Here is a 12,824-nt window from a genome sequence, read left to right as displayed (position 1 = left end):
CAACTTTTACACAAAATTTCTTGTAAATAAAAATATGGAGAACTTATAAAAAATCTCTTACGAAAGAAATTCTATAAATTCCCACTAATGATTTTTGGAAAATTCTAAATAATTAACCTTCGTTGGTGTTTATGCAATCAACGTTATCTGACAATAATATAGCAAAAACTACTTTTGTCAAGTTTTTTAAAAGTTAAGTTTGGCTGCCAATTTAGAATTAAAATCAATTTGTCTTTTTATAACAAAAGAACTTATTTAAATTCTTTTGTTATAAACTTCAAATAAGTTCTAATTTAAAACAGATCTAAAATAGAATATTTCTATTCACAAAATAAGCTTATACTACCTTGATATTTTGAAAAATTTCACTCATTTTCAACTGAAGAAATACTTATTGAATATAGAGTAAATAATTGGAGCAAGTGTTATTCCCGCTATTAGCATTACTTGTATTGTTCTATTACTTGCATTAAGTTCATTTTTTAAACTAGATATATCCTTTTGTAAGGTCTTTTCCACACTATCTATTTTCGAGTTTAAACTTTTCTCTACACCATCTATTTTAGCGTTTAAACTCTTCTCTACATTATCTATTTTAGTATCTAAACTATCTATTTTCGCATTAAGTTCGTTTTTTACACTATCTATTTTCGCATTAAGTTCGTTTTTTACACTATCTATTTTAGTATCTAATCTAGATATATCTTTTTGAAAGTTCTTTTCTACATTAATTATTTGTTGTTCCAAAGAATTCATTTTCTCTTTTAAAACTTCAAAGTTGTAATTATCATTGTGAAGAAAAACAAAATCTATTGCCTCCTCACTAAACCCTTTATTTAAAAATTCATTTTTTATGCTTTCTATGTTATATGTTCTGTACGCTAAATTACTCATAAAATTCCTTTATTATCCTTTTAATTGTTTATATTTTTTAAAAATTTTATTAAGAAAATCCTTTTGATTTTCAAAAATCTCATGCATCATAAAACTTGTGAATTTAGCATTTTTTTTATAAAAATCGTAACTCTCCTGAGTTTTAAGCTGAAATCTTAACGGTTTTATTGGATTTTGTTTAGATTTTTTTACTGTTTCATTCGTTTTACTCTTAATATATCTTATTGAGGCCCTTATTCCGTTACTAGTGATATAATTCTCTTCTAATAATCCTGCTTCAACTGCAGTCGCCAACTTTATATATTCATAAGATTGTGTCTTTGCTAATCTAAAATCAGATAAAAAATCGTTAAAATATTTATATCCTCCTTCTACATAAAGCTTCTTATCATTTATTTTTTTAAGGATTTTCATGGTATCAATAATATTATATATTTCTGATTTAATATTATTTTTTAATTGCGTAATTAATTGTTCAAATTCTTCTTTTCTTTGATTTTCATCACTTTGATCAAGAATGTAATTTAAATTATTTTCTGAAATTCTTTTATTAATTTTTAAATTAATATTTTTTTTATCCATATTTACTCCTTTATGCTCAACAAGTTCGTCACGATGAACTTGTTGAGCTTGTTGATTTTTATAACTTCTCTAAAAAAGTTTTCAATATTTTTCTATATTCAATAATATAATCTTTTGAAAAATCAAATTTTTCATTACATCCTATTCTTTTGTTTAAATCTTCTCTTTCACTTATACATCCTAAAAACCCACTTTTCATTCTTACTATTTCCATTAATTGCTTGTGTGTAACATTTTTTTTGAACCTTGTTATAACAATAAACACTGGTATTCCAGCCACTTCTTTTATAAATTTCCTCAATGTTTCAAATCCTTCAACTGCCCACTTTTCTGCCGTCATTGGAGATATTACATAATGACTACTAATTAAAGAACTCTTTAATGTAAAATTCCTTTTAGGATTAGTATCAATTATCACATAATCATAATCATTAATTATGGAATTTAATTTTGTTCTCAATGAAAATTCGATAGGTAAATGTCGATTGTCATAATAATAATCCCCATTTAGATCATCAACTGTTATGTAGCTTGGTATTAAAGCTAAATTATTATCAACATTAATAATGCTTTTATTGATGTCTATATCATCTTTTATAACATTTCCTATATTTATCTGAGAAACATCAAAATTTTTTATTTCTAATTCATTATAATAATAGCTAGTAGCAGCAGCTTGATCGTCTGTATCAATTAGGAGTACTTTGTAATTCTGTGACAATAAATTTGCAAGTATTATTGAAGTTGTGCTTTTACCAACACCTCCTTTAAGACTTGCAATCGTTATTATTTTAGGTTTTTTATTATCCATTTTGTTAGTGGTCCTTGTTCGGGGTATTTTTTCCCATAAAATTCATATATCTGTTTTTCTAAATCTGTAAACATACTAAATAATATTTTATTGTAGTGGTTATTCATTCTCTCTTTATATAATAAGCGATATAATCCCTTGAAATAAAAAAACACGCTACCTGCTTTAAATCTAACTTCCATATAATATGCCCTTGCAAAGCCGTAGGATTTTCTAGTTCCGTTTTTTTCATACTTTATAATTGCCTTTTTTATTGGTTTTCTAAACCCGTAATAAATTCCTAAAAATTTATCCCCTTCTTTAATAGGGTATAAATGTGTTTCTTCAACAATTCTTTCTCCATTAAATAAGGCCCTCAGTGATACTCGGAATTCATTTTTTTTCTTTTTTTTATTCTCATAAACTCCAAATTTATAAACATCCATCATTATTTTTGTATGGTACATTGCTTTACCATTTTCTTTTTGAATCAAAATAAACCGTTCTTTATTTTTGCACTCAACTTTACATTTACCTTTTTTTATTGGCTCAGGTGCAGTTTCCATATTTAATCCTTATATAACCTTTTTACTAAATTCTTCTATCGTTAAAGAATTTCTTATTATCTCTAATAAATCATTATAATACGTGTTAAATACTTTATTGAATTCTAATTTCTTTTTACTACTTAAATAGGCTTTTACAATTGGTTTTAGTACTTCAATATTTGTCGTATTGTTTAGTCGCTCAATAAGTATATTGAAAGTGTTTATCTTCAAATTCTCATAATTTTTTGAAGAATTTTCTTTTTTTATTTCAATTATTTTTTCTAACTTACGTTTTATACTGTGTAAGTCATTATATTTTTGATTTTCAATTATAAAATGGGGCTTATTTTTGTAGTTTTCATATATTTTTTTAAATTCTGTTTCCAATCGTTCAGTATTGTATCCGTTTTTTTCCAATTCTTTTTGAGTATTTTCTAGAATTTCTTTTAATTTGTTTTGCTTATCTTTTAAAGAATTTTTGTTAAAATGTATATTTTTATCTCTTGTTAATTTAATTTCAAGCATTTTTGCAATTCTAAGCATTATAATCTTCTCATTTTTACTGATATCTAAATTTAAGATAATATGAAGAATTTCTTTATTTTTAAAGTTGCATTTATTGGCATAGTTTATTACTTGAAACTTTTCTATCTGCTTATTACTTTCTTCTTCTTTTTTATTATTTTTATTACATAAACATTTCTCCAACTCTACATTACCCTTTTTTGGAGATTTGTCTTTAAGATAGTTATTAACTCTCGATTTAAATCGAGAGTGTTTTTTTTCTTGAAAGTATTGATTAATTTTAAAGTGGCATTCATTTTTTTCAAAATTAAGGTGATAGTAAATTTCAGTGCCACAATTTACCCCCAAATGTTTGTAGTAGTTGGTTGTTACTTTTATATCTTTTTCTAATTTGTAAAGATATTTTTGCAATGTTCTTAATGTAGTAGGAGCTTGACCATTTCTTTTTAAATTTTCATTAAAGTAATAGAGTATGGTTTTTTGTGTATATTTCTTATATTTGGTGTTTATGTAGGCTAGTGTTGAGATAAGAACTATCAATTTATATCGATGCTTGTTGTAGCAATTTGGACTTTTTGTGTTATTTGGAAAATCTTCCATGTTTTTTCTCCTTATTGGTAATAATTAATATTATAATGCATAATTTTGATTTAAAAGTAAATACTTTTCAAAAAAATATTATATTTAATTATTAATCTCATTAATTAAATACACTTTTTGTAAATTGGTACAAATAAATTGATTTTAATTCTAAATTGGGCTACACTACAAACAGCGTAGTTATTTGAATATTTTCAGTTTGACTACCTTATTGGTAATTTGCAAAAAAATAAAAGAAAGAGCTTAGCTTAGTTCTTTTAGAAAGAGAATCTAGCTAAGCTCTATTTTTTTGTAAAAATTTTTGTAAAAAACTTGGTAAAAATAGTTTTTGCTATATATTTATTTATTACCAATAAGGAGGAAACTTAAAATGACAAACAATAATATGAACAATGGTTCAAAAAATAATAATTTAAATATTCAAGATAATATACAAAATAATATACAAGCAGAAATTAAATTCAGAAAAGATATGAAAACCCTAATCACGAATTTACCACGTATTGATAAAAGTCTTCAGGGACATAAGTATAAGTATCAGGATTTCAATGACATAGTAGAGGAAATTTATAACGTTATTGAAAAGCATAATTTGGATCTTATGTTTACTCAAGATCCAATTTCTAAATATGTAGATGGTCAAAAGGAACATGTTATTAGGACCACATTCTACAGTACAAGTACTGGGTATAGAGAGTCTTTTGATACGCCAATGCTTACAGAAAATTTACAATGGAACAGTGAAACTGGGTCTAAAGTTGTAAGTACAGCGCATCAACTGTTTGGCTCATCTATTACTTATGTCAAAAGGTATGCTTTAGTGGGGCATCTTTGTATAAAAAGCGAAGTTGATATTGATGCAGCGCATATTAACAATAATTATGAAAACGAAAATTCTACACCTAATAGACAAGTTAGTTTTAATCGCAAGCAAGAACAAAAACAAGAGATTAATTACAATCAGAAAAAAACAATAATTCAGAACAACAAAACTACACCATTCAAAAACCAGAAAAAAGATAGGTTTTATTATTACAGTGTTTTTAAAGAAGCGTTGTCTAATATAAAAAATTGGGTAAATAGCCCCACAACAAAAAATAATATAAACTCAATTATTCAAAAAATAAACTTTATTCAGAATATAGACCCTAACAATATTGATGATATCAAGAAAATTGAAGCCGATTTAATCTCGTATTTTGAGGAAAATAGTGATTTTAAGAGTATAAACTATTGGGCAGAGATTATAAAAGACTATTTCAAGAGAAATAATAGATTAAAGGATTTGCAAGATTTTGAAAAGTTTATGGAGTTTAAGAAGACTACTTATGGCCCTAGCCCGCTATTATTCTTTTGCACGTTAAAAGAAGATAAACAATTTGATTATATATTTGCAGCATAGCAATAGACCATAGCGATATCCTTCCATAGCAAGCCCCCCTATATTGGGGGGCTTGCTATGGATATAATTTGGGTGTTTATGCTTAAGTACTATTTTAATTATCCCAATTGCCTGTAAGACCACCGTAATGGTTGTCTTCGTTTAAAAGTTCACTTTTAAGGCACTGATAAATTTCATCATTAGAATTTTTATTATTAAATATACTCCCGGCTACGCCTCTAAAATATTGTTCTATTTCGTTAGTATCGGCGTCACTCCCATATTTATTATCTTTATTACAGTCTTTTTGGTTGTTAGTTTTACAATCAATAGCTTCTTTAATATAAGTATCAAAGTCTTTATCTTTTTCTTTTGATTGTCTTTTAGACTCTAAAAAGTCATAAACTTTAGTAAAAGCATCGGCTAATTCTTTTTGCTTTTGAATATCTTTAGAAAGCCAATCAAAGAAGTCGGTACATTTACTTTTGTTTCCATTATTGCACCCTTGTACTTGATCGGATAATTTTTCAATTGTGTGTTTAAAAGCAGTCGTTAATGACTTAAACTTTTTTTCTTCTTCGGAAGTTAGAGTGATTTTTTCTTTTTCTTCTTGAGGCTCTTGTGTATCTAAATCACGTTTTTTTCTACTTTTTTCTTGTCGTGCATTATTTTTATTTAAAGTGTCGTTATCGTCAGAATTACAGCTGTTTAATACGAGTAAAAACAAACAAAATAATATATTTATAATTTTCAATTTCATTTACTTTCCCTATTATTACTGATTACATGTAGCAGTCGCTTGACTTGCAAAGTTATCTATATCCCCACCGCTAAAGAAGCCCCCAACTACGGTTTTGAAAGTATTTTTCTGATTTTCAGCATCATCTCCAGTACATTTATCAAGTTCACTTTTCATATGATCAAGCGCTGTTTTTATTTTACTTTCATCATATCCCAAGAATTTATCAAATTCTCCATCACCAGTTAAAGCGGTTTTTAACCAGTCAAGTTGTGTTTTTTGAGCATCAGTTAGCTTTTCTCTAAGAAGTTCTTCTTTAGATTTAGGCTTTTCTTGTTGTGACTCTTTTTGTTCTAAATCACGCTTTTTTCTACTTTTTACTTGCTGAGTATGAGTATCATTAGAATTACAGCTATTTAGAACAAGTAAAAACAAACAAAATAATATATTTATAATTTTCATTATTACTCCTTTTTTTTATCTTCAGTACAATACATTAAGTAACAAAAAAGTTTATTCTTGTAAGTATATATCCTATTTTGAGAAATATTGCGGGTTTTTAGGGGATTGTTTGGAAATGATAAATTATATTTTGAGGATTATTTGTAATTTCTATTTAGAAAACCCATTAATTAGCGACGTAATAATATTTGCTATGCTAGATATAGCAATTGGAGCTATTATTATTGTAATAATAATTATTAATCTGTTGCTTATATTAAGTTTTTCTAATAAAAATTTTTCATGAATTTTGAGCTTTTCGTCAAGATTTTGTTTAAGATTTTGTTCCAAATTAGACATATCTTGTTTTAAATTCTTTTCTACGGTGTCAATCTTAGCGTCTAAATTATCTATTTTGATATTTAAATTCTTTTCTACGAAATCCATCTTAGTATCTAAATTCTTCTCTACAGTATCAATTTTGGCATCTAAGTTAGCTATATCCTTTTGTAAATTCTTCTCTACAGTATCTATCTTAAACTCAAGATTATCAAACTTTAAACCAAATTGTTTTTCTAAATTTTCTAAATCTCTATACGTGAGTTCATTGTGATAATATCTTTTAGATAAATCTTGTGCTATTAATTGTTCCATTCCCAATCTTATAAATTCGTTATATATTTGTTCTTCACTTACAGTATTTGTTAGCACGGGTTTCATAATATTTTTCCTTTATAGTTCTATTGTACACTATTTTGGGTTAATAGGGGTTGTCTATTAACAATATAAAGTATAATTTCTTGCAAGAAAAAACTTTTTGTAATTTACATTTTTAATCTTGAATACTGATTATAGACTTTTTTTGCTATGGGTTTTGTTTTTTGAATGTATTCTAAAAGTAGTTTGATATTATGTTTTACTGAAGTCATTGTGTGTTCGTCTTTTAGTGTTGATAAATCTGGATAAGTAAATTCTGGATAATTTGGATCATTAACTTTAACTTTTGTTTTAGCTAAAAATGTTACAAGGTACATAACATAATCTGATAATTGAGCCTCATATTTAGCTAAAGCGCCTAGTGTTTTAATAATTGGTGGTTTTGGCTCGTCTGGTAGGCTAGCAATGGTGCTACAACATAGTAGTAAAGTAAGTAATAAGTAGTTTGCTAGTTTAAGCATTATCACCCCTTTTAAGTATATTTACGTATTCCCGCATGATTTTGTTGCGTTTTGCTTTTAATGAGGAGATAATTTTATTACTTTTACTGCTAGAGATAGCTTCTATTATCTCAAGATTGTATTTTAAGATATCTTGTATTTCTTCAAATATTTTAGTTGATTCGGCCGTTTCCATAGATTTTAATGTTCCAATATATGTTTTATAGAAAAAATCTATTACCCTATTAAAAGTATTAATGTAGTTATGATCTATGTTTGTATCAGTTTTAGCTATGTTAGTTAAGTTGGATAGTAAATTAAGTCCTAAACCAATAGTGTTATTTTGCATTATTTGTTCTTTCCTTATAGATAGGTTTTCCTTCTTGATTGAATTTTAGATTATTAGATATTTTTAGATTTTTTTCATCAGAATTAACTAGATCAATACATTGATTGATTTTCTCATTTATTGGAGCGAGTATTTTTAATATTGTTGGAGTTAATGCACTTTCAAGTCTTTCCATATTTGCTGTATATATTAATTGATAATGAGAATACAGCTCATAAACCAAAAAGAATCCCTTATGTGCCATTTCATCAAATTCATCTTCAAATTTAGAAAATATATCAATAAGGTTTGATAAAGACGTAAGTCCAAGCTCAACATTATCTTTAGATAATTTCATAAATTAATCTCGTTTTTTAATATGATTGTTGCCATTTCCATTTTTAAAAATCTTGCCTATTGCTATAGATAATATGTCTTTTAGCAACGGCTTGAGAAGAATTAACACCCCTAAAACTATTACTGTTACAAAAATCATTACGGCTATTAGTTTAATTTCATTTAGATTAATAAGAAGTTCGGTTATTTTAATATCCATTTTTCAATCCCTCATTTTAATTTTTGATATATATATTATATATCAAAACTGTAATTTTTGCTAAAAAATTTTACAGCTTTAATAGAACTGGGACGTTCACCCATCTTTTTTGGACATACCATCCTTTGTACAGTGAGATTACACCAGTGAAAGTTTTGCTTGAAAAAACTAAATTTCGGTTATTTGTACTATCAGGTTCATCTGAATATCTTAGATATAAGGATCTACCTTCTCCTTTGATTTGATCTATGTCAAGTTCTATATCAAGATAAATGGGGGTATCGTCATAGCTTTTATAAAAAATAAGAGTTGCACCTCTTGATTGGTCCAAATCTACTTGCAGTCTTTGATTTTTGTAGTCAGACGGATACAGTATGGTGTCAACAGGAGTGCTCAGATAAGCACTAAAGTCTGACGGCACCCCAAGGAACTGTTTTGGAACAGGTGTTTTTTGAATAGTTGAAGAAGACATTATCAAAAGATCGTCATATTTAGATAGAGTGGCTGATGATATGCTACTTGTTAGGCGCGATTTAATTTTGCTAAAAAGGTTAGAAAGCTTATCAGAATCATTGCCAATTAGCTTGTCTATTACTTTAGCGTAAATTTTTTTTACAAACTCTTCATCAGCTGCAAGTTCAGTAGCGATTGTGGACTTAATTATCTCTTTAAACTCGCCCAGCTCTTCCCCTTTAAATGTTTGATGGTTTACGGTTTTCAAAAAGTTTTTAAAGGTGATAGCGTTGCTACTTGCAACTCCATCATCAAGTAGTAAAAGATCAGTGTTTTTAACAGTCGTAACCTTATTTAAATCTTTGATTTGGACTGTTTCTTCCTCATCAATTAATAATTTTTCTTCTTCTCCAGCCATATAACCTCCTTAATTGTTAAAAGTAATAATATTGTTACCAGTTTCATTATTAATTTTGAGAACTCTACCAATAGGAATAATCCCCTTTATAAAAGCATAAATTGAATGATCATAGCCTTTGGGAAGTGAGTTGAATACTAAAGCCTTTTTAGATGCAGCGTATCCTTTTTTCTTTTCTCTAATTAGTATCTTTTTAGGCCTTTTCCCTTTTGCAGTACTGGGTGTAATGAATGCAGTAAAGTTTGTCTTTATTGCCCCTTTTAAAGAGATATCAATAACACCAGCTTCAGGTGTAGTAACTGAAATATCCACATTCAAAAAAGCCTTAAAAATCAGTCTAAATGACTCGTCAGTGCCAATATGTCGTAAAGCAAAAATAACACTATTGATATTGCTTGTAATGCTTTGTAGAGTTTGAGTTTTTGCATAAAAAATTGATAAGACTTGAGATATCCATATGGCAATATATCTTGATTTTATATTTTCTTTTGCATCAATGGATATGAAGTTAGAATTAAGTTCTTTAAGCTCATTAAGAAGTTTTTGTGCGTACTCAGTTTCTGTACTTATAAATTTTTGAACTTCAGAATCTTTTAAGAAATTGGGTATTTTCATACTTTTTAAGTATTAATGTCAATAAGTAGTCGATCAGTTGTATTGAAAAGCAGCATTGTATCATCAGTGATAGCAATATCTTGATTTGTTTGAAAATCGCCATCACTGATTTTTGAGATACTTTCAGTGTCTGTATCTTTAACACAAACTTTAATTTCCATAAACTTAATCCCTTTTACTTCATTGACTGGAGCAAAAAAGTCTTGATATTCAAAGCTAATGCCCATATCAGAATAGTTATTTGAAATAATCCTAGAATATATGTTTCTAATTTGAGAGTCTATGTTTAAGTAGAGATAGTTTTTAAGATCAAGTTTGTACTTTACTTTCATATAAACATATTTTCTTTTTCCCAGTGATATTTTGTAGGATTTAAGTTGCCCGGTTGGGTTGAGTCCATCAATTTCTATGTCTCCATCAAGTAAAGTACCACTAGGAGTTGTTAGATATAATGTTTCCCAAAGTTTAGCTTTAAATTCAGGATTGTTAATATTAGTCTTAGCAGTGTCTAATAAATCTTCTTTAAGAATTAGATATATATTAGCTTTACCAGCTGAACTTTTAATATTAGCGTGTTCCACTCCATTAAGATTAAGTAAAGCAGCTCGAACTGCGTTGTAAGTTGTGCTTTTAGAGGAAATATGTTCTTCAATTGCAGTCCAATAAGTACCACCCGGTTTCATTTTAGAAAAAAAGAGATTAAGCTCATTAATTATTTCTTCTTCAATTAATGCTAAAGAAGATGCAATAATGTTGTAAATCGAGCTATTACTATCATCAATGTTAATTCCATAATTTATGCGTAAGTATTCTCTTTTGGATCGTACTATATCCCCAATTGTGCGCTTTAGAATACCAAAATCAGAATCAAAAACAATACTCATAAAGTAAACTCCATATTCAAAACATCACCAGAGAAAAAAAAGGATATATTTGCTTTACGGTCTTGTATTGCAATTGAAATATTGATTATATCTAAGTTAAGATCTTTAGATATTTCATAAAAATAGTTTTTTACAGCTTGAAGATTATTAATTTTTAAAAGTTTCAAAAGCAAGAAATAGTCCAGGCCCCAATTAGGAGCATAGCTTAAACTACCCCTTAAGGTTTTTAGGAATATAAATAATTTTTGTTTTTGCTCGTCAATTCCATCAACAAGCGAAAAATCATTATTAAATACCAATTCAAAATTATTTCCAATTCTTAAATCCATACTAATAATTATACCATATTTAGCAAAAATTACTTAAACAAACTGTTGATATTAGCAGAAATTCTAGAGGTCACCGCTTGTAATGCTGGATAGTTAATAGTTGTTTTTTCGTCTCCTATGATAGTTATACCGTTGATAGCACTTACAATACTTTCCAGGATTTCTTTCAAGCTAGTTGTTTGGTTGACTATTTCAATTCTACTATTCGCTTTTATCTTAACAGTATCGGAAATTAAATTTAAAGTTTTTGGACTAATTGCGCTAAGTATGTAAAAATGATGTTTGTCGAAATGAATATCGTCATTTTTATCAAAAATATTGATGCTTGATTGAAGTAGTAAAACAGCATCGCCTTTTGATAGTTCAAAATTGATATTAGATATATTTTTTGTGTGAATTTCTAAGTCTTCAAATTCTGGTATTATAACTACAGCTTCTTGTGTTTGCTGTTTAAATTCCTTTACAGTGCCAAGTCGAGTTATGAAAATATTTGAATAAATCCAATTTTTTACGTCTTCTTGTGTTAATGTATTTCCATAAATACGCTTGTTCATTTTGTAAATTATATGCTCTAAGTCCATTTTACCCCCTTTATTATCTCATTGGTGCAAAATTAGAGGCGTCATATAGCTTAAGTGATAATGAACAATCTCCTGTATTGCTAAGCCCCGCACTTGTTTCTTGTATGGTATTTTTTATAATGTTCCCTAGTCCGTCTATAAATGAAACTTTATCACCAACTCTTAGTTTATGTGTATAAAATATTTTAGCGTTCCAATATATACGCCTTGTCTTAAATTCATGCTCGATATCAACTTCTTGTTGTGGTATAAATTCAAGCCCATAATCTTCTAATGCCTCATAGTGGGTATTTTCACCTTCCTGTTCGTAATTAGTAAATACGAAATTGCATTCAATTTCGTAATCATGATAGCCAGTATCAGTTATTACGTTATGAACGTATTTTCCTTTTATTATTTTTTCAATAAACTCTTTTGGAGTTGAGGCATAAATATTTTTGTCGATTACTTTAAGTTTATCTTTATCATTCATGTTAATGATATTGCGATTAGGAAATACAGACTCTATCGCATCTTGCACCGTCATGCCCTTAAAGTTTTTACCCACTTTTCCCTCTTTGTCCTTCAATTTGCGATTGAAGAAGTTGCTATTAGTTAATAATTTAACTTCGAGCTCGACACTAAAATCTCCACCAGGATAATCAGTGCTCATGGGGTGCTCTAAAGTGCCCGCCATTATAAAATCAAATTTTTTCTCATGAGCAAATTTCTTATAATATATTTTTACTATATCTCCAAATTTTATGTGGTCGGTAAAGTCTAGTGGCAAGTTCCAAAGTACAATTTTTGCTTGTTTGGAACTTACAGTATTTAAGTCTGCTGATAATCTATTAAATATGGAAATATCAACATGAATTCTGTCTTGTGTATTGATTATAATTTTAGGAATTTTTTTCGGAAAAGGAGTTCCATCAGTTGATTTTTTTGATTCATCTACATTGTAAAACTCAATTTTAAAATCATAACTTAGTAGTACTGTTTTAGAATCATGAGTTACTAACAT

At 27.7% G+C, this 12,824-nt stretch carries 19 protein-coding genes; 1 reads left to right on the top strand and 18 read right to left on the bottom strand.

Going from position 1 to position 12,824, the window contains the following annotated elements:
* Positions 1 to 375 precede the first annotated feature (375 nt).
* The 5 genes from bdr (QIA21_RS06810) to QIA21_RS06790 are packed head-to-tail and all read right to left on the bottom strand — an operon-like array spanning position 376 to position 3,939.
* Positions 376 to 894 (bottom strand): Bdr family repetitive protein, encoded by a 519-nt coding sequence (gene bdr / locus QIA21_RS06810; RefSeq protein ID WP_091973966.1) that lies wholly within the window; start codon positions 892 to 894, stop codon positions 376 to 378.
* A gap of 12 nt (positions 895 to 906) precedes the next feature.
* Positions 907 to 1,476, bottom strand: coding sequence for a chromosome replication/partitioning protein (locus QIA21_RS06805; protein WP_418905795.1), 570 nt, complete (start codon positions 1,474 to 1,476; stop codon positions 907 to 909).
* A gap of 58 nt (positions 1,477 to 1,534) precedes the next feature.
* Positions 1,535 to 2,287 (bottom strand): ParA family protein, encoded by a 753-nt coding sequence (locus QIA21_RS06800; protein WP_418905794.1) that lies wholly within the window; start codon positions 2,285 to 2,287, stop codon positions 1,535 to 1,537.
* Positions 2,263 to 2,832 carry a DUF226 domain-containing protein gene (locus QIA21_RS06795; protein WP_418905793.1) on the bottom strand — a complete coding sequence of 190 codons (570 nt, stop codon included), beginning with the start codon at positions 2,830 to 2,832 and terminating at the stop codon, positions 2,263 to 2,265. The genes QIA21_RS06800 and QIA21_RS06795 overlap by 25 nt, the downstream gene beginning before the upstream one ends.
* 9 nt (positions 2,833 to 2,841) lie before the next feature.
* Positions 2,842 to 3,939 (bottom strand): plasmid maintenance protein, encoded by a 1,098-nt coding sequence (locus QIA21_RS06790; protein ID WP_418905792.1) that lies wholly within the window; start codon positions 3,937 to 3,939, stop codon positions 2,842 to 2,844.
* 385 nt (positions 3,940 to 4,324) lie between these two features.
* Here QIA21_RS06790 and QIA21_RS06785 point away from each other — a divergent pair, with 385 nt between their 5' ends.
* Positions 4,325 to 5,341, top strand: coding sequence for an ERF family protein (locus QIA21_RS06785; RefSeq protein WP_418905839.1), 1,017 nt, complete (start codon positions 4,325 to 4,327; stop codon positions 5,339 to 5,341).
* A gap of 94 nt (positions 5,342 to 5,435) precedes the next feature.
* Here the strand turns inward: QIA21_RS06785 and QIA21_RS06780 are convergent, their stop codons facing one another.
* The 13 genes from QIA21_RS06780 to QIA21_RS06720 form a co-directional block, all read right to left on the bottom strand.
* Positions 5,436 to 6,074, bottom strand: coding sequence for an Mlp family lipoprotein (locus QIA21_RS06780; protein WP_418905838.1), 639 nt, complete (start codon positions 6,072 to 6,074; stop codon positions 5,436 to 5,438).
* Positions 6,075 to 6,095: 21 nt separating this feature from the next.
* Complete coding sequence (locus QIA21_RS06775; RefSeq protein ID WP_418905791.1) at positions 6,096 to 6,521, bottom strand: Mlp family lipoprotein; 426 nt, start codon at positions 6,519 to 6,521, stop codon at positions 6,096 to 6,098.
* Between the two features lie 150 nt (positions 6,522 to 6,671).
* Positions 6,672 to 7,220, bottom strand: coding sequence for a Bdr family repetitive protein (gene bdr / locus QIA21_RS06770; RefSeq protein WP_418905790.1), 549 nt, complete (start codon positions 7,218 to 7,220; stop codon positions 6,672 to 6,674).
* Positions 7,221 to 7,324: 104 nt separating this feature from the next.
* Positions 7,325 to 7,678, bottom strand: coding sequence for a BBA14 family lipoprotein (locus tag QIA21_RS06765; protein ID WP_418456339.1), 354 nt, complete (start codon positions 7,676 to 7,678; stop codon positions 7,325 to 7,327).
* Positions 7,671 to 8,006 (bottom strand): BlyB family putative holin accessory protein, encoded by a 336-nt coding sequence (locus tag QIA21_RS06760; RefSeq protein ID WP_418905789.1) that lies wholly within the window; start codon positions 8,004 to 8,006, stop codon positions 7,671 to 7,673. The genes QIA21_RS06765 and QIA21_RS06760 overlap by 8 nt, the downstream gene beginning before the upstream one ends.
* On the bottom strand, positions 7,996 to 8,343 hold the full coding sequence (locus QIA21_RS06755; protein ID WP_418905712.1) for a BlyB family putative holin accessory protein: 348 nt from the start codon (positions 8,341 to 8,343) through the stop codon (positions 7,996 to 7,998). Before QIA21_RS06755 ends, QIA21_RS06760 begins: the two co-directional genes overlap by 11 nt.
* 3 nt (positions 8,344 to 8,346) lie before the next feature.
* Positions 8,347 to 8,541, bottom strand: coding sequence for a BlyA family holin (locus QIA21_RS06750; protein WP_418905746.1), 195 nt, complete (start codon positions 8,539 to 8,541; stop codon positions 8,347 to 8,349).
* 70 nt (positions 8,542 to 8,611) lie between these two features.
* The gene (locus QIA21_RS06745; RefSeq protein ID WP_418905788.1) at positions 8,612 to 9,412 is read right to left on the bottom strand and encodes a DUF685 domain-containing protein; all 801 of its coding nucleotides are present in this window, start codon (positions 9,410 to 9,412) and stop codon (positions 8,612 to 8,614) included.
* A 9-nt stretch (positions 9,413 to 9,421) separates the two neighbouring features.
* Positions 9,422 to 10,027, bottom strand: coding sequence for a DUF735 family protein (locus tag QIA21_RS06740; protein WP_418456421.1), 606 nt, complete (start codon positions 10,025 to 10,027; stop codon positions 9,422 to 9,424).
* A gap of 5 nt (positions 10,028 to 10,032) precedes the next feature.
* A complete protein-coding gene (locus QIA21_RS06735) occupies positions 10,033 to 10,911 on the bottom strand; it encodes a DUF276 domain-containing protein (protein ID WP_418905787.1) in 879 nt (292 codons plus the stop codon).
* Positions 10,908 to 11,240, bottom strand: coding sequence for a contractile injection system sheath initiator (locus QIA21_RS06730; protein ID WP_418905666.1), 333 nt, complete (start codon positions 11,238 to 11,240; stop codon positions 10,908 to 10,910). Before QIA21_RS06730 ends, QIA21_RS06735 begins: the two co-directional genes overlap by 4 nt.
* Before the next feature lie 29 nt (positions 11,241 to 11,269).
* The gene (locus QIA21_RS06725) at positions 11,270 to 11,821 is read right to left on the bottom strand and encodes a DUF777 family protein (RefSeq protein ID WP_418905742.1); all 552 of its coding nucleotides are present in this window, start codon (positions 11,819 to 11,821) and stop codon (positions 11,270 to 11,272) included.
* Positions 11,822 to 11,834: 13 nt separating this feature from the next.
* Positions 11,835 to 12,824, bottom strand: coding sequence for a DUF693 family protein (locus QIA21_RS06720; RefSeq protein ID WP_418905741.1), 990 nt, complete (start codon positions 12,822 to 12,824; stop codon positions 11,835 to 11,837).

This window comes from Borreliella japonica, from assembly GCF_030438115.2.
Lineage (GTDB): Bacteria > Spirochaetota > Spirochaetia > Borreliales > Borreliaceae > Borreliella > Borreliella japonica.
The sequence above is the reverse complement of the archived record's forward strand: the minus strand, read 5'-3'. Positions and strand labels throughout refer to the sequence as shown.

Bases quoted from the DNA above. Each gene is read 5' to 3' on its own strand.
- bdr (WP_091973966.1), bottom strand. From the start codon at position 894: ATGAGTAATTTAGCGTACAGAACATATAACATAGAAAGCATAAAAAAT.
- QIA21_RS06805 (WP_418905795.1), bottom strand. From the start codon at position 1,476: ATGGATAAAAAAAATATTAATTTAAAAATTAATAAAAGAATTTCAGAA.
- QIA21_RS06800 (WP_418905794.1), bottom strand. From the start codon at position 2,287: ATGGATAATAAAAAACCTAAAATAATAACGATTGCAAGTCTTAAAGGA.
- QIA21_RS06795 (WP_418905793.1), bottom strand. From the start codon at position 2,832: ATGGAAACTGCACCTGAGCCAATAAAAAAAGGTAAATGTAAAGTTGAG.
- QIA21_RS06790 (WP_418905792.1), bottom strand. From the start codon at position 3,939: ATGGAAGATTTTCCAAATAACACAAAAAGTCCAAATTGCTACAACAAG.
- QIA21_RS06785 (WP_418905839.1), top strand. From the start codon at position 4,325: ATGAACAATGGTTCAAAAAATAATAATTTAAATATTCAAGATAATATA.
- QIA21_RS06775 (WP_418905791.1), bottom strand. From the start codon at position 6,521: ATGAAAATTATAAATATATTATTTTGTTTGTTTTTACTTGTTCTAAAT.
- bdr (WP_418905790.1), bottom strand. From the start codon at position 7,220: ATGAAACCCGTGCTAACAAATACTGTAAGTGAAGAACAAATATATAAC.
- QIA21_RS06765 (WP_418456339.1), bottom strand. From the start codon at position 7,678: ATGCTTAAACTAGCAAACTACTTATTACTTACTTTACTACTATGTTGT.
- QIA21_RS06760 (WP_418905789.1), bottom strand. From the start codon at position 8,006: ATGCAAAATAACACTATTGGTTTAGGACTTAATTTACTATCCAACTTA.
- QIA21_RS06755 (WP_418905712.1), bottom strand. From the start codon at position 8,343: ATGAAATTATCTAAAGATAATGTTGAGCTTGGACTTACGTCTTTATCA.
- QIA21_RS06750 (WP_418905746.1), bottom strand. From the start codon at position 8,541: ATGGATATTAAAATAACCGAACTTCTTATTAATCTAAATGAAATTAAA.
- QIA21_RS06745 (WP_418905788.1), bottom strand. From the start codon at position 9,412: ATGGCTGGAGAAGAAGAAAAATTATTAATTGATGAGGAAGAAACAGTC.
- QIA21_RS06740 (WP_418456421.1), bottom strand. From the start codon at position 10,027: ATGAAAATACCCAATTTCTTAAAAGATTCTGAAGTTCAAAAATTTATA.
- QIA21_RS06735 (WP_418905787.1), bottom strand. From the start codon at position 10,911: ATGAGTATTGTTTTTGATTCTGATTTTGGTATTCTAAAGCGCACAATT.
- QIA21_RS06730 (WP_418905666.1), bottom strand. From the start codon at position 11,240: ATGGATTTAAGAATTGGAAATAATTTTGAATTGGTATTTAATAATGAT.
- QIA21_RS06725 (WP_418905742.1), bottom strand. From the start codon at position 11,821: ATGGACTTAGAGCATATAATTTACAAAATGAACAAGCGTATTTATGGA.
- QIA21_RS06720 (WP_418905741.1), bottom strand. From the start codon at position 12,824: ATGTTAGTAACTCATGATTCTAAAACAGTACTACTAAGTTATGATTTT.